Genomic DNA, 17,804 nt, shown 5'->3' on the forward strand with positions numbered 1-17,804 from the left:
ATTGTTAAGACAGTCATTATATAGGAGGTAAGAGAGATGAGCGAAGAAATGAGCGAAGAATTGTCGTCAGCGGGCTGGGATGCCATTGATCAGGAGATGAGAAAGATTTATGGAGAGCAGGAGCCTAAGCATTACGGGACGCTCATCTCGTATGCGCTGGGTGGTCAAGATCCATTGGATGGAATAAGCGCCTACAAATCAGACGAGCCTTACCCGCATTGGCATTTTGTGACCTATGGATTTACAGAGTTGTATGAAAAAGAGTCCGAGAATGAAGAGGAAAGCGGTTTTGGCTTTGAATTGACGTTTCGATTGGCGCGAAAGGACGACGAGGAAGAACCACCTGCCTGGGCGTTGAATCTGCTTCAAAATATGGGGCGTTACGTCTTCAACACAGGCAATGTGTTTCAAGCGGGTGATCATTTGGATGCAAACGGTCCGATATGCTTGGACGCCGATACCCAACTGACTGCGCTTGCTTTTGTCACGGACCCACAGCTTGCCGAAATCGATACGCCGAATGGTCGTGTGCAATTCATGCAAATGGTCGGGATCACAGGTGATGAACTCGATGCGATGATGGCTTGGAATACACGTGGCGTACTCCAATCTGGCTTGCCGTACATGCCTTCTTACATAACCGATCTCGAGCGGGATTCTCTTCTTCGCAACGCTACAGTTTCTGATGCTGTTCAAAAAGGAATGGAAGAGGAAGGTTCCAACACTGCCTTTTTGTTTGTCAGCCAGCTAGGATGGGAGCCTGGTAAAAAGGGCTTCTTGAAAAAAACGCCTTCGACCCTGAGGTTAGGAGCTAAGCAAGCGGAAGTCATCGGAAAAATTCTCCGCGGACGTATGCGAAAAGGGGAAAGCCTGAGCCTGGTGGGATCTGATGTCCGAGTTGTATTTGAGGCAGGAGAAAAGCCTGGATGTATTCCAGGAGAGGATGTTATTCGCATTGTTCTTGATGATGCGACAACGATTGCACTTACCAAGCAGCTACTTCCAATGGAAAGCAGCTTTGAGATCCCTTCCCTGAATGGAATTGCCATCAACATTGTGAAAACCAATATTACCGATAGCGAGGGCAATGTCGTCAAGGTTATAGGTTAAGTCGGCAGCGCTGTTTTTGGCGAGGAGGAGAGTTAGTCAATGCATCAGGCAGCAGAAGCTTTTCTAAACGAAGTATGGACTTCCATCCAAGAAATTTATAAAAAAGAGAACCAGCGGATCAACGAGATCAACGACTGGAGTCTATTGCAGGCGGGAGTCAAAGACTATTTGAGAGTGGCGTGGAGAAAAGGAAAACTCAATTGGGCCAATGGCAAAATCCACGTGGATGTCCATGAACCATTCAGTTGGAGTGACGACTCATACAAATACGATGCGGGCTCTTACATGGAGGAGCTTACAGAGGAAATGCTCACGCAAGAGTTTTTTCCCGCACTGTGTGAACGAATGGAATCCCTTTTTCATTCCACCGACTATGATTCTCACTTTTTTGATTACCGCTTCGAGCTTGTCTTTGAATTTGAGTGGAAACAATCTGTGCAATGCCATTCTCGCCATTTCGTAAACGAGCGAAAACGCGAGAGTCTAAAACAAGCACTGGATCAATTTATCGAGACAAAAATTAAAGCGGAGCTTCCTGTACGTCCGAAAGAAAAAGACGATTTTTTCTTCGCCCAGTGTCTCGTCAATCCCGATTTAATGGAACAAAAGCAGGAGGTTATCGAACCGCTCATCCAGTGCCTTAGCGAAAAGCTGCGCTCCAATAAAGAACGCAGTGATTCGTGGATATACCACTCTACTTTGGCTTTAAGAGGCTGGGCGGATAAGCGTTTTTTAGTCAAATTTTTCGATCGTACCGGGCATTATGGATTGGATTGGGTTTTGAAACCTGAGCAGGAACGTCAGGAACCAAAAACAGAGGAGCTGGACTTTTTCCTGTACGTCGCTCTCGCAATAGGTAACAAGGAACCGGACACTCGCAAGAATTATCTGGACCTCGCTGTTCAGCTTGGCTCCAAGCAGGCTGCGGACTTTGTAAAACGGGGCAGCGGTCGCTTTGAAAACGAGTATAAAAGCAGTCTGATTCAAGCAAGCGCCAATGACGTTTTGCAAGCGATCGACATCCGGATCGTAACTGAGGAAGAAGCCGCGTACGGTGAAGCCATTGATTTTATCAACGGCCTTTTGCGTGAAGGCTTTCCCAAAGGGTACAAGCTCAAGCTGAAGAGCAGCGATAAGCACTACCTACCAGTAAAAAAGCTGGCGAAGTCAGGTCTCCACCAGTTTTTTGCCAATGCTTCTCATTATCCTGCGTTATATCCGAAAATCGCGGAATATGCTGAGCTTGCGATGGAGGAGTTCGCATGGTACGGGGATGTAGAGCCTAGTGAGAAATCGGTCATGCCTGGCACTTATGCTGTCTTGGCTCTCGGATTGTCTAGCAGCGATTATTTTCCACTTGTTCGTCGCTATATGGAGCTGGTCGACACGGAGCATCAGTCTGCCCAGGACGATTTTGCTATTGCTTTTATGGAGGCGCATGGTGTAACCGTAGAGAATATGCCGGTACTTGTCTCTCTGGTGCTTGGCAGTAGCGACTCGGCGAAGCCTTTGAAAAATATCACCATCGATCGTGCAGAACTGGTGGATGCCCTCATAGGAGAGCTTGCAGCGATGGAGGATTACCTGCGGGAAACCGTTATTTATCGCCTTTTTGGCGGGAACAAGAAGCTCGCACAGGCAGTAAAAAAGGAATCTTCCCCCATGAAAGACAAGCTTGCACAATTGCTATCCTTGGTCGAATAGCTTGATTGACATTATTTAGAAGGCCATGCTATATTGAGGACAACTAATTGGAACGGAGGGTGAATCATTTGCGCAATTGTTTATTTATTGGAAAAGCCAATCCTATAATAAATAAACAAGAAGCCAATTTCACCCGCAAAATTATATCTTGAATTCCTGTATGATCTATTTTTCATATAGCGATTTCTAGTACGAGAGCAAGATGCTTCTGTTTATTGGACAGAAGCATCTTTTTTTGTTGTCTAAAAAGGGGGGGTGATACAGATGAACAAAGAGTAAATGACGAGAAACGTAAAAACGAAATGGGGAATCCAAATGGTTGAACTGCACAATATCACGATTACCACCAAAAAAGACGACAGGACTCTCATTCAAAACTTGCATCTGACCCTGCAACTCGGCGACAAGATTGCTATCATCGGGGAAGAGGGAAATGGAAAAAGCAGCTTATTAAAATTGATTTGCGCGGACGAAATGATTGCCGAGTACTGCACATTTGAAGGTAACGTGTTGCGAAACGAATGTTCCATCGGTTTTCTTGCACAGGAGCTATCGGACGAAGAAAAACAAATGAACATCGTCGACTTTTTTGCCGAAAATCAATGGAGCAAAGAACTGGTGAGAGCGATGGATGATCTCGGCATCCATGCATTGGATTCAGATAAAAAGATGGGTGTTCTGTCCGGTGGTGAGCGTTTCAAATACCGCTTTTTAAGTCTGCTTGCTCATAAGCCTGATGTTCTATTGCTGGACGAACCGACGAATGATTTGGATATTCAAACGATGGAATGGCTGGAAGAGTTTATTCAACAGACATCTATTCCTGTCATATATGTATCGCATGACGAAACGTTTATTGCGAATACAGCAAACGGTATCCTTCATATGGAACTGACGAAGCGCAAACAAGTACCTAAATATACATTTTCAAGAGAACCATATGAGGTGTACCTTGCGAATCGGGAGAGCAACTTGAACAAACAAGAACAGATAGCCAGAAAGCAAGCTTCTGATCATAGGAAGCAAATGGAGAAATGGCATGACATTTGGAATAAGGCAGAGCATCTGCATCGGAACATACGGTCAGATCCGCGACTGCAAAAGAAAATCAAGTCTCTGAAAAATCAAAGAGAGCGCATGGAGAAAGCATCGGAAACGTTTGTAGAGGCACAAAGTGTGGAAGAAGCAAGCGAATTCCGATTTGATTCTGCGGTGCATGTGCCCGGTAGTAAACAAATCCTCGACTTTTCATTGGATGTACTGCAAATAGCGAACAAACTGCTATCGAAACAGATTCATTTATCTATCAAGGGGCCAGAAAAAGTCGCGATTATTGGGGAAAATGGGATCGGAAAAACGACGTTGTTGAAAAAGATCATGGATGAGTTAGTCCAGCAATCGTCATTAAAGATCGGGTACATGCCCCAAAACTATGAAGAGCGGCTGGATTCTACCAAAACACCGATTGAATACTTGGAAACAACGGGAATGAAGGATGCGATTACAAAAGCGTATACGCATTTAGGCAGTATGAAATTTACAAAAGATGAGATGCTTCAACCCATTAAAAACTTGTCTGGGGGACAGAAAGCGAAATTGCTCCTGGTAAAAATGATTTTGGATCAATGCGAAATATTGATACTGGATGAACCGACCCGAAACTTCAGTCCTTTGACGACTCCTGTTCTGTGCCGCGCCTTAATGGCTTTTGACGGTGTGATTATCAGTATTTCGCATGATCGACGGTATTTACATGAAGTCGCAACAACTGTTTATGAACTAACTTCCGACGGTCTCACGAAAATAAAATAAGGGATAGGAGCGGAATCATTGCTACATGGTTGACATTGCTATTTGAATTCAATATACTGACTTTAATTTCATATGAAACATACGTTGAAAGAGCCCAGTAGCAGCTTATTCCCTGTCCTAGAAAGCCGGGGGTTGATGGAACCCGGTACACAATAAGCGAGCGAATTACACTCTGGAGTATCTCGGGTAATGCCGAGCGGAATCGCGAACGATAACTCGCTTCGAGTGGCATGAATGGCCTGCGCTAACGCTTGGGTCCATTGGTGCAAGATGGGTGGTAACACGGTTATTCAATCGTCCCTATGTCTACAATAGACAAGGGGCGATTTTTTGTTTTTTACCATAGGAGATTGAAGGAGTGTATGGCAGTGAATATTATCGACGAACTCGAATGGCGCGAAGCCATCAATCAGCAAACAGATGCAGAAGGACTGCGAGAATTAACGAATGAAAAAGCAGTCTCGTTATATTGTGGTGTCGATCCAACAGGTGACAGCATGCATATCGGTCACTTGATTCCTTTCATGGTACTGAAACGCTTCCAGCTCGCTGGTCATCGCCCGGTCATTTTGATCGGTGGTGCAACAGGTACGATTGGCGATCCGAGTGGCCGTCAATCCGAGCGCTCTTTGCAAACACTGGAACAAATTCAGGAGAACGTAGACGCGCTCACAGCACAAATGAAGAAGCTATTCGTAACAGAAGGCGACAACCAAATCCGTTTGGTGAACAACTACGACTGGACGCACAAAATCAATGTCATTGAATTTTTGCGGGATTACGGTAAAAACTTCAGCATCAATACGATGCTTGCCAAGGATGTTGTGTCGAGCAGACTGGAAAGCGGCATTTCGTTTACGGAGTTTTCCTATCAAATTTTGCAATCGCTGGATTACCTGCATCTGTACAAACATGAAGATGTTCAGCTGCAAATCGGCGGTTCCGACCAATGGGGCAACATCACTAGCGGTCTCGATCTGATCCGCAAAAAAGAAGGACCAGAAGCAAAAGCATTCGGTCTCACTATTCCTCTGATGCTGAAGGCAGATGGTACGAAATTCGGGAAGACAGCAGGAGGAGCCATCTGGCTCGATCCAAACAAAACAACACCATTCGAATTCTACCAATTCTGGGCGAATACCGATGACCGCGATGTTGTGAAATACTTGAAATACTTTACGTTCCTCTCGAAAGAGCAGATTGAAGAGCTGGCTGAAAAAGTACAGTCTGAGCCACATAAACGTGAGGCGCAAAAAGCGCTGGCTGAGGAAATGACGAGATTTGTCCACGGCGAGGAATTGCTGGAGCAGGCGAAGCGCATTACAGCTGCTTTGTTTACTGGTGATATTAAATCGCTGTCGGCAGATGAGATCGAGCAAGGCTTCAAAGAAATGCCGACCTTCGAATCAACCCTCGAAACGAAGAACATTGTCGACTGGCTCGTCGAGGTCGGCATTGAGCCATCCAAGCGTCAAGCACGTGAGGATATTACAAAAGGCGCTATCTCCATGAATGGCGAGCGCGTTACCGATCTGGAACTGGAAGTAACGCCAAGTCTCGCTATCGGCGGCCGCTTCATCATTATCCGCAAAGGCAAGAAAAACTACAGCTTGGTAAAATTGTCTCAATAGATGAAGGAATAAGAAGCTTCCCTGGAAACATGAAGGGAAGCTTCTTCTTGTATCTGTATTATTTTCGTGTTTGACAGTCCTCCAACGTATGAGTGGGGAAGGACGTCGCATTGCGATCTAAACTGTAGCTGATAAAAGTCAGCAACGATGCCGCTATCGCGACAATCGCACCAACCCAGGAAACATCAATGAGTTCCCGGTTTGTCGTGATAAAACTACCAAATGCTGATCCGAGGGCGATCCCGACATTGACTGACACAGGAGTTAATGAAGAAGCCAAATCTCTGGCAGCCGGGTAATATTTATCCGCCAAATCAATAAAATACAATTGCATCGTGGAATTCATGATATAAACGACCAAGGCCATAAATGATAAGCTGATGAATCCACCGAGTAGGGAATGGGATGAAACATAAAGCGATGCAAGAATAACTGCTTGCATCAGATACACATACCGGAGCTTTCCAATCCCATTACGAGCTGCCAGTCTTCCACCAATCAGGGTGCTAAAGATCGAAATGACCCCGTACAGTAAAAATACGAGACTAATATATTGGTTCGGTACGAAGAGCACTTCTTGCAGCAAAGGAGTTAAATACGTAAATACCGTGTAGGTTGCCGCGATACTTAATGCCGGGATAAAGAACGCGATGATGATACGTTTATTGGTCAGTAACCCGATTTGTTTTTGCAAGGTGCTGTTCGATCCCTTCAATCCTTTTGGGATGGTCGCTGCACTTGCTTGGAGAGAAATGACGCCTAGTAGAGCCGCAAACCAAAAGGCCATTTGCCAACCACCCCATTGCCCAATAAAAGTACCAAGTGGCACCCCAATAACGCTGGCGATTGTGAAACCCGCAAAAATGATAGAAATAGCGGGCCCTCTTTTCTCAGCAGGCATCGTTTCACTGGCAACCGCCATGGCAAGTGCAATCAAAACCCCAGTCACAACGGCAGTCAAGATTCTGGAAACAAGAAGCAACACATACGTCTCGGATAGGGCAGTTAGAATATTCCCTGCAATAAAGACGCCGATCAACGTAAGCATAAGCGGATACTTGGCAAATCGGCTAAATAACGCCGTTAAAATTGGTGTACCGATGGCAAACGAAATGGCAAAGGATGATACGAGCGATCCTACTGTTGAAATCGATATGCCCAATTCGGATGCCACATCACTAAGCAGCGAGATGATCACAAATTCACTCGTACCCAGAACGAAGGTCAATAAAAATAAAGTAAAAGTTAAGAACTTTTGCTGTCTGTTCAAAAGCTGAATCTCCTCTCCACATGTTCGAACGTTACGCTTTTTCTACGGCAATCTGGAGCTCGGCGACATAAGAGTCCGGATCTTCGGGATTTTCACGACGAACACAAATTTCACGACGCGGTTCATTCTCTTTGATCCGATATCCATTTCGTTCAATCCACATCGCCAATTCGACACTCGCAGTGCAACGGCACGTCGTCCGGCAATGATGGATGAGCGTAGCCATCAACGGAATTTCCGGCAATTGCTTAACGGTAAAAGGAGGTTCGGGCTGTAAATCGTGAGAAAGCAGACGCGCCACTTCCACATCCATGTTGTCATCGCATTCCTCACAGCCATGCCAAAGAACCATTCTGGAAAGAGAAGATTGACCTAAACGCCCCAAGGAATCGTCCAACATTTGAAATAGCTCCGGAATTTTATTGAACGGAGTTCTCTGACGAAAGGATAGGACAAGTTGAGGTTCTACTTTTTTGAGAATAACATCATGGGAAGATAGGCTTTTCTCTTCATTTTCAATGGCGTACAGACGATCCTTGATGAGATTCAGTCTTACTTGCTCTTTATCTAGAATGGATTGAATCTCGCTTTGCTTGATTCGAAACATCCCCCTGATTTGTTCGAGTGGGATTTGCTCGCTCATCATCTGACGAATTTGATCCAAGGAGAACCCCAATTCTTTATAAGCCAAAATCCGATTAAGCTGAAACATTTGGTCAGCCGAATAATACCGATAGCCTGAAAATTTGTCGGTATGAGCTGGCTTGAGCAAATGGACTTGGTCATAGTAACGAAGTGTTTTGACGGAAACTTGACTAATTTTCGCAAATTCACTGATTTTAAACATGGTCCAACCTCCTTACTGACGTTTTTTCTGTACCGAGTATAACTTTCCAGTTAAGGGGAGAGTCAAGCGGCAAGGGAAGGGGAATGGGCAATGAAAAAACCGGTGGGTTTCGATACCACCGGTTGTGACTGATTTTTATTTTAATTGGGGAGTGCCATACTATCCACTTTGTTCGCAGCAATAACCGCAACTGCATTCGGCTCCAAATCGAACCAAAAGATAAGATCGCCATCCGCTTTCTTCTGCGACGGCTTCATCCCGTTCACATAGACTTCCGAAACTTTTGTCGCCATGGAAAGACCAGAAATTTTGAGCATGCCATCATTGTGCAGAACAATAGAGCCGTTTGGTGCATATTCCATTCTGACTTGAGAGAGGGCGAGCCAATAATCCATGATTTCACGCACGGTCGACAAATGCAATTTGCCTTGATCGCGCAGCGCATTCATTCGTTTCAATAAGCGGTCAAAATCGGGATGAATGATCCAGTTACCTTTGGCATCTCGAATGACAAATTTCCCGCCTTGCTTTTTGGAAGGAATTCTTGCCAAGTAGGTATGATTGATAAAAACCCCACGATTTTGAATGAGCTGCTGGAGATTTTGTTCCCGATACAGATACAGTGTATCTTCCGGAATGGGGGCAGCCGACCAGGAATAAAACGGGCCAGTCACAGTCGGATGCGTCCAATAAAGAGGGGTGCGCAGGGCGTCGCCTCTTTGGTTTTGGTACAGATCAAGTCCATTATTTGGATTGGCGATATCTTCTGAGCTGTAGTGCCAGAAATACGAGGTGCCGTATTTTTCCCATTGATGCGCTAAGTAATTCGCAGTTTGGTTGTCGAGCGCGTTAAACGCAAAGCTGGACTTCAAATACCCATGGTCAATCCATGTACGGCTTTGGAAATGATCTTTCATTACTTGCAACGCATCTTCCGTAGTCTTTTGATAGTGCCTTATTTCGTAAGGATAGAGGGTATGTAAACCAATATCATTACCGTTCCGATTCAGATCATCCAGAAACTGCAAAAATTCAGGGCTTTGCGCAATGGCGACATTGACAGGCGATTTCGCTTGAAAATACGGATTTGAGTAAAACACGCTTTTCGTAACCGGAATCCGGAGTTTGACAAAACCGCCTGTCGCTTGTGCCGACGATGTAATCTTTTCGGAGCCGAAATAAACAGCCCGATTCGTTTGTAGCGTCTGCTCGTCAGCATGCTCTGTCCATACGTGCGTCGCTAAAAAGCCAGAAGGCTGACTCATGAATCGCGGCATGAACTTCGGGTGATACCCAACTACCAGGGAGAATGAATTCGTCCGTTCATCATTTGCACGATATTCGGAAGCGTGGCGGACTTTTCCGACTTGATTCGTAGAGCCTTGCTGTACGTACCTGTGATCATTCATGTGATCCAGATTCACGATGAGCTGTTTTTGCGTTGCATTCAATTCAAGTGACGAAACGTTGGGGGCATGGTACAAAAAAGCTGCTTGCTTCCCTTGACCAAATTTCGCGCCTTGGCGATCTAGCCAGTAAGAAGCTTGGAATTTCTGTGTGTCCACTTTCCGATTCTTGCGGTATACCTCTGTTACTTTTGGCTTGAATTGCAGGGCGAACGCCTCTCGAAAAACTTTTGCCACTTGCTTGTAGCTGGTTTTTACGGTGACATCGATGGTAGGGCTATTTTTTTGCAATTTATATTGAGTAGTAACCACTGCAATCGGAGTATGACCTGTGACGATGACCGTGTTACCATTAGCCGTCTCCTGTTGTTCCACTTTTGCGTCATCCCATTTGCGAACCCATTGGCTACCCCGTTTGATAAAAATGTTCCGGTCGATGACTTTCGTCGTAGCAGGAGAGAAATACACGTCATTTCCACGGACGGCAGTCACTTTAGCCTGATGGACAAGTGGAGCATTCATTCTGCCGCCAAACGATTCGGAGCGAATTTCGATGGCTACCCCTGGCTGAAATCGTGCACTTTGATCCAACGTTATTTGATTGGCTCCTTTCGGAAGGGAAGGAGTCATTGCATTGTAGATGGTGCCATATTCGGCTTGGTATTGAATAGAAGAGAGGATTTCATTTTTCGCAAGATCGGTAATGCGGACATTGCCTGCCTCATCCCAGCTAAACACATAATACGGATTTTGAAAGGAGGATTCCTTTGCAAGCGTAGGTAATGGAAAATAAAATACCAAGAAAAGCAATAATAAGAAGTGAATGACGAAAAGCCTTTTTACCAGCATGATTTTCTCCTTTTGAATGATGATATAGGTTAGACGAATGTGCACGGAAAAACCCACAAGGTAACCCATCATGATTTAGACCTTCTCAAACAGCAAGAAAAGATATATAATTAATTAAATTAATTAACTAATACAAAGGAGCTAACATGTACCCGTTCTTTTCAAAAGTCGCATTCACACATCGTATGTACAATAACCAATTGCAAGAGGAGTTACTTCCATTCGGTATAACCGTCACGCAATGGGCGTTAATTCGTTATCTGAAAAACAACGGTTCGGCTACTTTTAGCGACGTCGCCGATTATTGGCAAGTAGAGAAGCCGGCCATAACACCCATTGCACAAAAATTAGCTGCGCGTGAAATCATATCGATATCATCAGGTGCAGATAAACGGCAAAAAATTATGTATTTATCAGAGAAAGGTGAAGCGCTACATAAGACGATTATGGAAGCGACTGATCCGTTCCTGGAAGAAATATTGGAGGGCATCTCACCAGAAGAAAGAGACGCAGCTGCCGCAGCTCTAGAAAAAATAATCATGAACCTAAAGAGAAGAGGGTAAGCAGTGAAAAAGGATAGGCTTTGGACGAAAGAGTTCGTTATTGTTTCTTTCATCAATTTTCTTTTGACACTTATGTTTTTCTTACTAATGGTTACGATTGCTTCGTATGCCAAAACAGAATTTCACGCTTCAACCAGTTTAGCCGGATTGGTCTCTAGTATCTTTATCATTGGTGCTTTGATTGGCCGACTACTCACCGGTAGAGCCATTAGTCATATTGGTACGAAAAAAACGCTTTGGATTGGGTTAGCATTTTTTGCTGTCACCTCGTTGCTTTACTTTTTTGCCGTCCATATCAGCTTTTTACTGGTAAATCGATTGCTGCAAGGGATTGCCGTTGGTATTGCGAGTACAGCAACAGGTACCATTATTGCTCAAATATTGCCAGCATCACGCAAGGGTGAGGGAATTGGCTATTACAGTTTAAGTGCGATTTTAGCCACCGCGATTGGTCCTTTTCTCGGTATGATCTTATTGCGGCTTGAAAATGGTTTCACCTGGATCTTTACGATGAATGTTGTGTTTTCCCTGATTTGTTTGCTGTTTTATGCCATGGCAAAAATCAATGTTCCGCTTCCTTCCACGAGTGTGAAAGAGGAAGCAAAAGGTTCTATGCTTTCGAAATTCATCGAGCCAAAAGCCTTGCCGATTTCATTCATTGCTTTATTAATCGGCTTCAGCTATTCGGGTGTCTTGTCATTTCTATCGTTTTATGCGGAAGAAATTAATCTCTCCCCAGCTTCGAGTTATTTCTTTTTGGTGTATGCCATTGTCATTATCCTCTCGCGACCATTCTCAGGAAAACTAATGGACGCAAGAGGGGCGAACATCGTGACATACCCCAGCCTGGTGATATTTGCTGTTGGGATGCTTCTATTCAGTCAAGCCTCAACTTCCTGGATGCTGCTGCTATCTGCTGCATTGATTGGAGTAGGCTTCGGTAACTTTAACTCCATTGCCCAAACGGTGGCTGTGAAGGTGACAGCTCCGCATCGCTTTGGATTAGCAACCTCTACTTACTACATTATGTATGATCTAGGATTAGGAATCGGGCCCTATCTACTCGGATTTATCGTACCGCATACAGGATATAATACGATTTTCGTCGGAATGGTTGCTTTCATCCTTTTCAGTATCCCACTTTATCACTGGCTACACGGCAAACGAGATCGGGAATTGATACGTGCTACCTAACTTATCCAAGTAAAAAAGGGGGAGTTTGGCCCCCTATAGTAGAAATGCAGGCTGCCGTTAGTCGGTAGCCTGTTATCTTTTCCAGCAGTGTTTTTGTTACGCATGTTTATGGAAAGTTAGAGGGAAGTTTTAGTGAAAGTAGAAAAATGATAACGAACGGTTGAAAAACATAGTATACTTTTGGGTGGACATATTAATGGAAAAGTTTATGAACAAACAGGTCAACTTAGAACTCACAAAAGTTAGGAGTCAGCTAGAAAATGATGGAGAAAGTACACTGGCGAGATATAAAGAAATACATAATGATCGCAACTTACACCGTATTGCTGTTTGCAGTGGTCTGGAATTTTCCTTCTGTAAAGTCATTTATCTATGAAATATTTGACTTGTTAGATCCTGTGATTTATGGGATTGCCATTGCTTACATCTTGAATATTTTAATGAGATTTTATGAAGAAAGACTCTTCTCACCCCTTAACCGCGGTAACAATCGAATCTGGTTAAAAGTGAGACGCTCTTTTTCAATCCTGTTAACACTGGCGACTGTCCTGGTATTTTTTACATTTCTCATGTGGTTTATTGTCCCTCAGCTTCTCACGAGTATTTCCATGCTCGCGGCAAGTATTCCGAATGACATGCAATCATTAAAGGCTTTCGTTGATGGTTTTGCAGAGAGGTTTAACTTGTCCGGTGATTTATGGAATACACTTATGGTGAAGTGGAATGAAATTGTAAATAAGTTAGGCCATTTTTTCCTAACTTCGATCCCTGTATTACTGACGTACACGAAAATGTTTACCGTTAGCTTTATCGATGTCATCATGGGATTGATGTTGTCCGTCTATTTGCTTCTCTATAAGGAAAAGTTGACGCTCATTGCGAAAAAACTCGTTTATGCCTATTCGTCAAAAGCAAAGGCGGATCGGGCTGTAGAAATTGGACAAATCACCAATCGCGCATTTAGTGGCTTTATCTCAGGCCAGCTAACAGAGGCTCTCATTCTTGGCGGGCTTTGTTTTGTAGGTATGTGGGCGTTTAACATGCCGTATGCACTCCTTGTGAGTGTGATCATTGGCGTAACGAGCATCATTCCGATTTTTGGTGCTTATATCGGGACGATTCCGAGTGCCTTTATTATTTTAATGATCGATCCAGTAAAGGCTATTTGGTTCATTGTCTTTATTCTTGTCTTGCAGCAAATTGAAGGTAATTTTATCTATCCAAGAGTGGTAGGTAATTCAATCGGATTGGATGGCTTATGGGTGATAGTAGCCTTATTGGTTGGGGGAGCATTGTTCGGGTTAATGGGAATGCTGCTTGGAATCCCTGCTTTTGCCGTCGTATATACCCTCGTCAGAAGCACGACGAACAAGCGACTGAAGGACAAAAGTATTTTCCTGAAAGAATAGGTGTCCACTGTTTCGATTCCGCAATGAAATCGTAAATCAAAAGGCTTACACTTTCGAATGAAACCAGAAAGTGTGAGTCTTTTTTGTAGGGATTGAAGAGTGGCTTAGGTAAAAAGTAATATGAATGACAAAAATTTCCTATTTTTTAACTGATTTCCAAAACACTCTCTGTTATAATGAATAACAGTTTCTCAAACAGGTGCATATGAATACGTTATTCTGCTGGATTGTAAGGAGGTGTGCAGGCCAGCACATTTGTTTTCAGGTAACGTATTTACATCGTTCGAAATGGTCAGGAATCATGTCCTGAATCCATTAGGCTAGAGGACTAGAGGACATGTTTTGACCAAAAAATGGAAAGTGACTTTTGTCCTGAAAACTGCTTTGAGCAAACAGGGAATTATCCCCATTGTGAAAAAATGTAAAATCGCGGAAAATTTGTAGGTGAAAATTGGTTCATGACCATAGTAATATAAAGTTGGGTAATACTTACAAAAAAGATACAAAAACCCACATATTTTGTTACATTGGGCCATTATATTAAATGGTGTTGATGAGGGAGTTTCCAATGTGAGCCATTCGTCACTGAGGCTTCATCTTCAGATTTAGCGGACCATTTCCTTGTAGTGTCGTTCACTTGTTTGGCCATCACATTGTATTGTCACACTTCATGATAGACAAAAGTTTGCCAATTATCGGAGGGGACATATGTTAGCAAATCAGGCCAATCTCATCGACTTGGAGTGGGAAAAAGAACAGGTAGCCTTGTTTAATGATACAAAGGCTGAATATCCACAGGATAAGTCGATTCATCAGTTGTTCGAGGAACAGGCAGAAGCTGTGCCACACCGAGTTGCTATCGTTTATGAAAATGAGCGCTTAACTTACCAGGAGCTCAACAGGAAGGCCAACCAATTAGCAAGAGCACTGATCGAAAAAGGGATAACAACAGACAGCATTGTCGGTGTGATGATGGAGAAATCCATTGAAAATGTTACGGCTATTCTGGCCATCCTCAAGGCTGGCGGAGCGTATGTTCCTATCGATATCGAATATCCCCGAGATCGGATTCAATATATCCTGCAAGACAGTCAAACCAAAATCGTCATCACCCAGAAAAACGTCAGCCAACTTGTTTATGACGTCGGATACCGTGGTCCTGTAATCGTGCTCGAGGAAGAACAACTGGATACTCGCTCAGATTCCAATCTTTACTTGCCAAGCAAGCCTACTGACATGGCGTATGTCATCTATACTTCAGGCACAACCGGCAAGCCGAAAGGAACCATGCTGGAGCATAAAGGGATCGCGAATTTGCAATCATTCTTTCAAAATACGTTTGGTGTAACACCTGCAGACAGGATTGGACAGTTTGCCAGCATGTCTTTTGACGCATCGGTATGGGAAATGTTCATGGCTTTACTTACCGGTGCCAGCCTCTACATCCTTTCTAAACAGACGATTCATGATTTCATCAGTTTTGAAAACTATTTGAATGAAAATGAATTGACCATCATCACGTTGCCACCCACCTATTTGACTCACCTCAACCCAGATCATTTTACTACACTTCGCATCATGATTACGGCAGGTTCAGCTGCCAACTTCCCTTTAGTGAATAGATGGAAAAACAAAGTCAGGTACGTGAATGCATACGGACCTACGGAAACAAGCATTTGCGCGACGATTTGGGAGGCACCTTCCAATGTGCTCGTCAACCAAACGATCCCAATCGGGAAACCGATTCAAAATACGTCCGCTTATATCGTCAATGAAGAGCTACAATTGCAGCCAATTGGCAGTGAAGGCGAATTATGCATCGGTGGAGTCGGTTTAGCCAGAGGATACTGGAATCGTCCAGATTTGACCGCCGAAAAATTTGTAGATAATCCGTTCGTACCAGGAGAGAAGATGTACAGGACAGGAGACCTGGCCAAATGGCTGCCGAATGGAGAAATCGAGTTTCTCGGCAGAATCGACCATCAGGTGAAAATCAGGGGTCATCGGATCGAGTTGGGAGAAATCGAGTCCGTTTTGCTGAAACATGAACAAATAAAAGAGGCAGTAGTAATCGCTAGAGAAGACCAACACGCTCAACCCTATTTGTGCGCTTATTTTATTTCGCAACTGGAAGTAACTCCTACGCAGATCAGAGAATACGCCGCTCAAAAGCTTCCTGCGTACATGCTTCCTTCTTATTTCGTGAAGCTGGATAAAATGCCGCTCACGCCGAATGACAAAATTGATCGCAAAGCATTGCCAGAACCTGATGTTACTTCTGAGACAAATCCTGCTTACGAACCTCCCAGAAATGAGACAGAATCGATTCTCGCAACCGTGTGGCAAGAAGTATTGGGAATCGAGAAAATCGGGATTCGCGACAATTTTTACTCACTAGGTGGGGATTCCATTCAAGCGATCCAGGTCGCTGCTCGTTTGCATGCCTATCAACTAAAGCTAGACACGAGAGATTTACTGAATTACCCGACAATTTTACAAGTTGCTCTCTATGTCAAAAGTACGACGAGAAAAAGCGAGCAAGGAGTCATCGAAGGCCCTGTTATTTTAACACCAATTCAACAATGGTTCTTTGAAAAGAACTTTACGAATATGTTCCATTGGAATCAATCGTATGTGTTGTATCGCGAACAGGGATTTGACCCTGAAGCTATCCGAAAGGCCTTGGATAAAATCCTTTCGCATCATGACGCGCTACGCATGGTCTATCGAAACGAGACTGGGAGAATTGTTCAACAGAATCGTGGATTGGGTAGCGAATTATACCATTTCCTTCAATATGATCTGACCTCGCATTCGGATGCCCAGCAAGCAATCGAAGAAGAGACGAAACGTTTGCATGGCAGCATGAATTTACAAGAGGGACAGCTGGTAAAGGCAGCTCTATTCCATACGCTCCAAGGCGATCATTTGTTTTTGGCCATCCATCATTTAGTCATGGATGGAATCTCTTGGCGCATTCTGTTTGAGGATCTAGCAACTGCATACAGTCAGGTACTAGCAGGAAAAGAAATCGTTCTCCCAGAAAAAACGGATTCTTTTAAAAATTGGGCAGTGTGGCTGAACGAGTATGCGAATAGTGATGAGTTGGTGAGAGAAATCCCGTATTGGGAGAATCTCGAATCAGGAGCTAGGAATGCTTCCCTTCCAAAAGACTATGAAACGGTGGGCAGCAAACAGAAGAGTATCCGTAACATACAGGTCGGATTGCTAGCAGAGGAAACCGAACAATTGTTGAAGCAGGCAAATTCTGCTTATCAAACAGAAATCAATGATTTGTTACTGGCAGCGTTGGGGCTGGCTGTTGCAGAGTGGAGCAGGCTTGACCAAATCGTGATTAATCTGGAAGGGCACGGACGCGAGGATGTGATCGAACACGCTAACGTGACAAGAACAATCGGATGGTTTACGTCCCAATATCCAGTTTTACTAGATTTGAGTCAAATGAATCACTTACCTGACCATATCAAATGCACGAAAGAAAACCTGAGGAAGATCCCCAATAAAGGCATTGGCTATGAAATTTTAAAATATATGACAGAACCAGAAAAACGACGTTCCTTGTCCTTTATCTTGCAACCCGAAGTGACGTTTAACTACTTGGGTCAATTTGACTCAGGCCTCAACAATGAATTGTTTACCCGTTCTCCGTATAGTTCAGGTAACTCGCTGGGTGCGGATGGAAAGAACAATCTGAGTCCCGATTCAGAGATTTATACCGCCTTGAATATTACAGGAAGAATTGAAGGTGGCGAGCTTCTCATCACATTTACGTACAGCGAGGAGCAGTTTAGAGAAGAGTCCATTCATCAACTGAGTGAGAACTATCGAAAACATCTTCGGGAGATCATCAATCATTGCTCGCAGAAAAAAGAAGTCGAACGGACACCTAGTGACTTTAGTCTAAAAGGACTTGAAATAGAAGAAATGGACGACATCTTCGAATTACTTACTAATACGCTTAACTAAATAAGCGCTTGCTACTATTTTT

At 43.9% G+C, this 17,804-nt stretch carries 11 protein-coding genes; 8 read left to right on the forward strand and 3 right to left on the reverse strand.

Going from position 1 to position 17,804, the window contains the following annotated elements:
* Positions 1-48 precede the first annotated feature (48 nt).
* The 4 genes from PMI05_RS12210 to tyrS all read left to right on the forward strand — a co-directional run bounded on the left by PMI05_RS12210 (position 49) and on the right by tyrS (position 6,257).
* Positions 49-1,110, forward strand: a complete 1,062-nt coding sequence (locus tag PMI05_RS12210; protein ID WP_039960673.1) for a suppressor of fused domain protein — start codon at positions 49-51, stop codon at positions 1,108-1,110.
* A 39-nt stretch (positions 1,111-1,149) separates the two neighbouring features.
* Positions 1,150-2,814: a DUF6138 family protein gene (locus tag PMI05_RS12215; RefSeq protein ID WP_007721706.1), complete on the forward strand. Its 1,665-nt coding sequence runs from the start codon at positions 1,150-1,152 to the stop codon at positions 2,812-2,814.
* A 279-nt stretch (positions 2,815-3,093) separates the two neighbouring features.
* Complete coding sequence (locus tag PMI05_RS12220) at positions 3,094-4,626, forward strand: ATP-binding cassette domain-containing protein (RefSeq protein WP_238543293.1); 1,533 nt, start codon at positions 3,094-3,096, stop codon at positions 4,624-4,626.
* A 368-nt stretch (positions 4,627-4,994) separates the two neighbouring features.
* Positions 4,995-6,257, forward strand: a complete 1,263-nt coding sequence (gene tyrS, locus PMI05_RS12225) for a tyrosine--tRNA ligase (protein ID WP_007721708.1) — start codon at positions 4,995-4,997, stop codon at positions 6,255-6,257.
* 58 nt (positions 6,258-6,315) lie between these two features.
* Here tyrS and PMI05_RS12230 read toward each other — a convergent pair whose 3' ends face one another.
* From PMI05_RS12230 to PMI05_RS12240, 3 genes are all read right to left on the reverse strand, one after another.
* Positions 6,316-7,527, reverse strand: coding sequence for an MFS transporter (locus PMI05_RS12230; protein WP_007721709.1), 1,212 nt, complete (start codon positions 7,525-7,527; stop codon positions 6,316-6,318).
* Between the two features lie 31 nt (positions 7,528-7,558).
* Positions 7,559-8,374 carry a MerR family transcriptional regulator gene (locus PMI05_RS12235; RefSeq protein ID WP_007721711.1) on the reverse strand — a complete coding sequence of 272 codons (816 nt, stop codon included), beginning with the start codon at positions 8,372-8,374 and terminating at the stop codon, positions 7,559-7,561.
* 140 nt (positions 8,375-8,514) lie between these two features.
* Positions 8,515-10,701, reverse strand: coding sequence for a hypothetical protein (locus tag PMI05_RS12240; RefSeq protein WP_007721713.1), 2,187 nt, complete (start codon positions 10,699-10,701; stop codon positions 8,515-8,517).
* A 74-nt stretch (positions 10,702-10,775) separates the two neighbouring features.
* Here PMI05_RS12240 and PMI05_RS12245 point away from each other — a divergent pair, with 74 nt between their 5' ends.
* The 4 genes from PMI05_RS12245 to tycA all read left to right on the forward strand — a co-directional run bounded on the left by PMI05_RS12245 (position 10,776) and on the right by tycA (position 17,782).
* A complete protein-coding gene (locus PMI05_RS12245) occupies positions 10,776-11,192 on the forward strand; it encodes a MarR family winged helix-turn-helix transcriptional regulator (RefSeq protein ID WP_007721715.1) in 417 nt (138 codons plus the stop codon).
* A gap of 3 nt (positions 11,193-11,195) precedes the next feature.
* Positions 11,196-12,386, forward strand: coding sequence for an MFS transporter (locus tag PMI05_RS12250; RefSeq protein WP_007721717.1), 1,191 nt, complete (start codon positions 11,196-11,198; stop codon positions 12,384-12,386).
* A 260-nt stretch (positions 12,387-12,646) separates the two neighbouring features.
* The gene (locus PMI05_RS12255) at positions 12,647-13,795 is read left to right on the forward strand and encodes an AI-2E family transporter (RefSeq protein ID WP_007721719.1); all 1,149 of its coding nucleotides are present in this window, start codon (positions 12,647-12,649) and stop codon (positions 13,793-13,795) included.
* Positions 13,796-14,503: 708 nt separating this feature from the next.
* Positions 14,504-17,782: a tyrocidine non-ribosomal peptide synthetase TycA gene (gene tycA / locus PMI05_RS12260; protein ID WP_007721721.1), complete on the forward strand. Its 3,279-nt coding sequence runs from the start codon at positions 14,504-14,506 to the stop codon at positions 17,780-17,782.
* Positions 17,783-17,804 lie beyond the last annotated feature (22 nt).

The sequence above is a fragment of the Brevibacillus sp. BC25 genome (assembly GCF_000282075.1).
Classification (GTDB): domain Bacteria; phylum Bacillota; class Bacilli; order Brevibacillales; family Brevibacillaceae; genus Brevibacillus.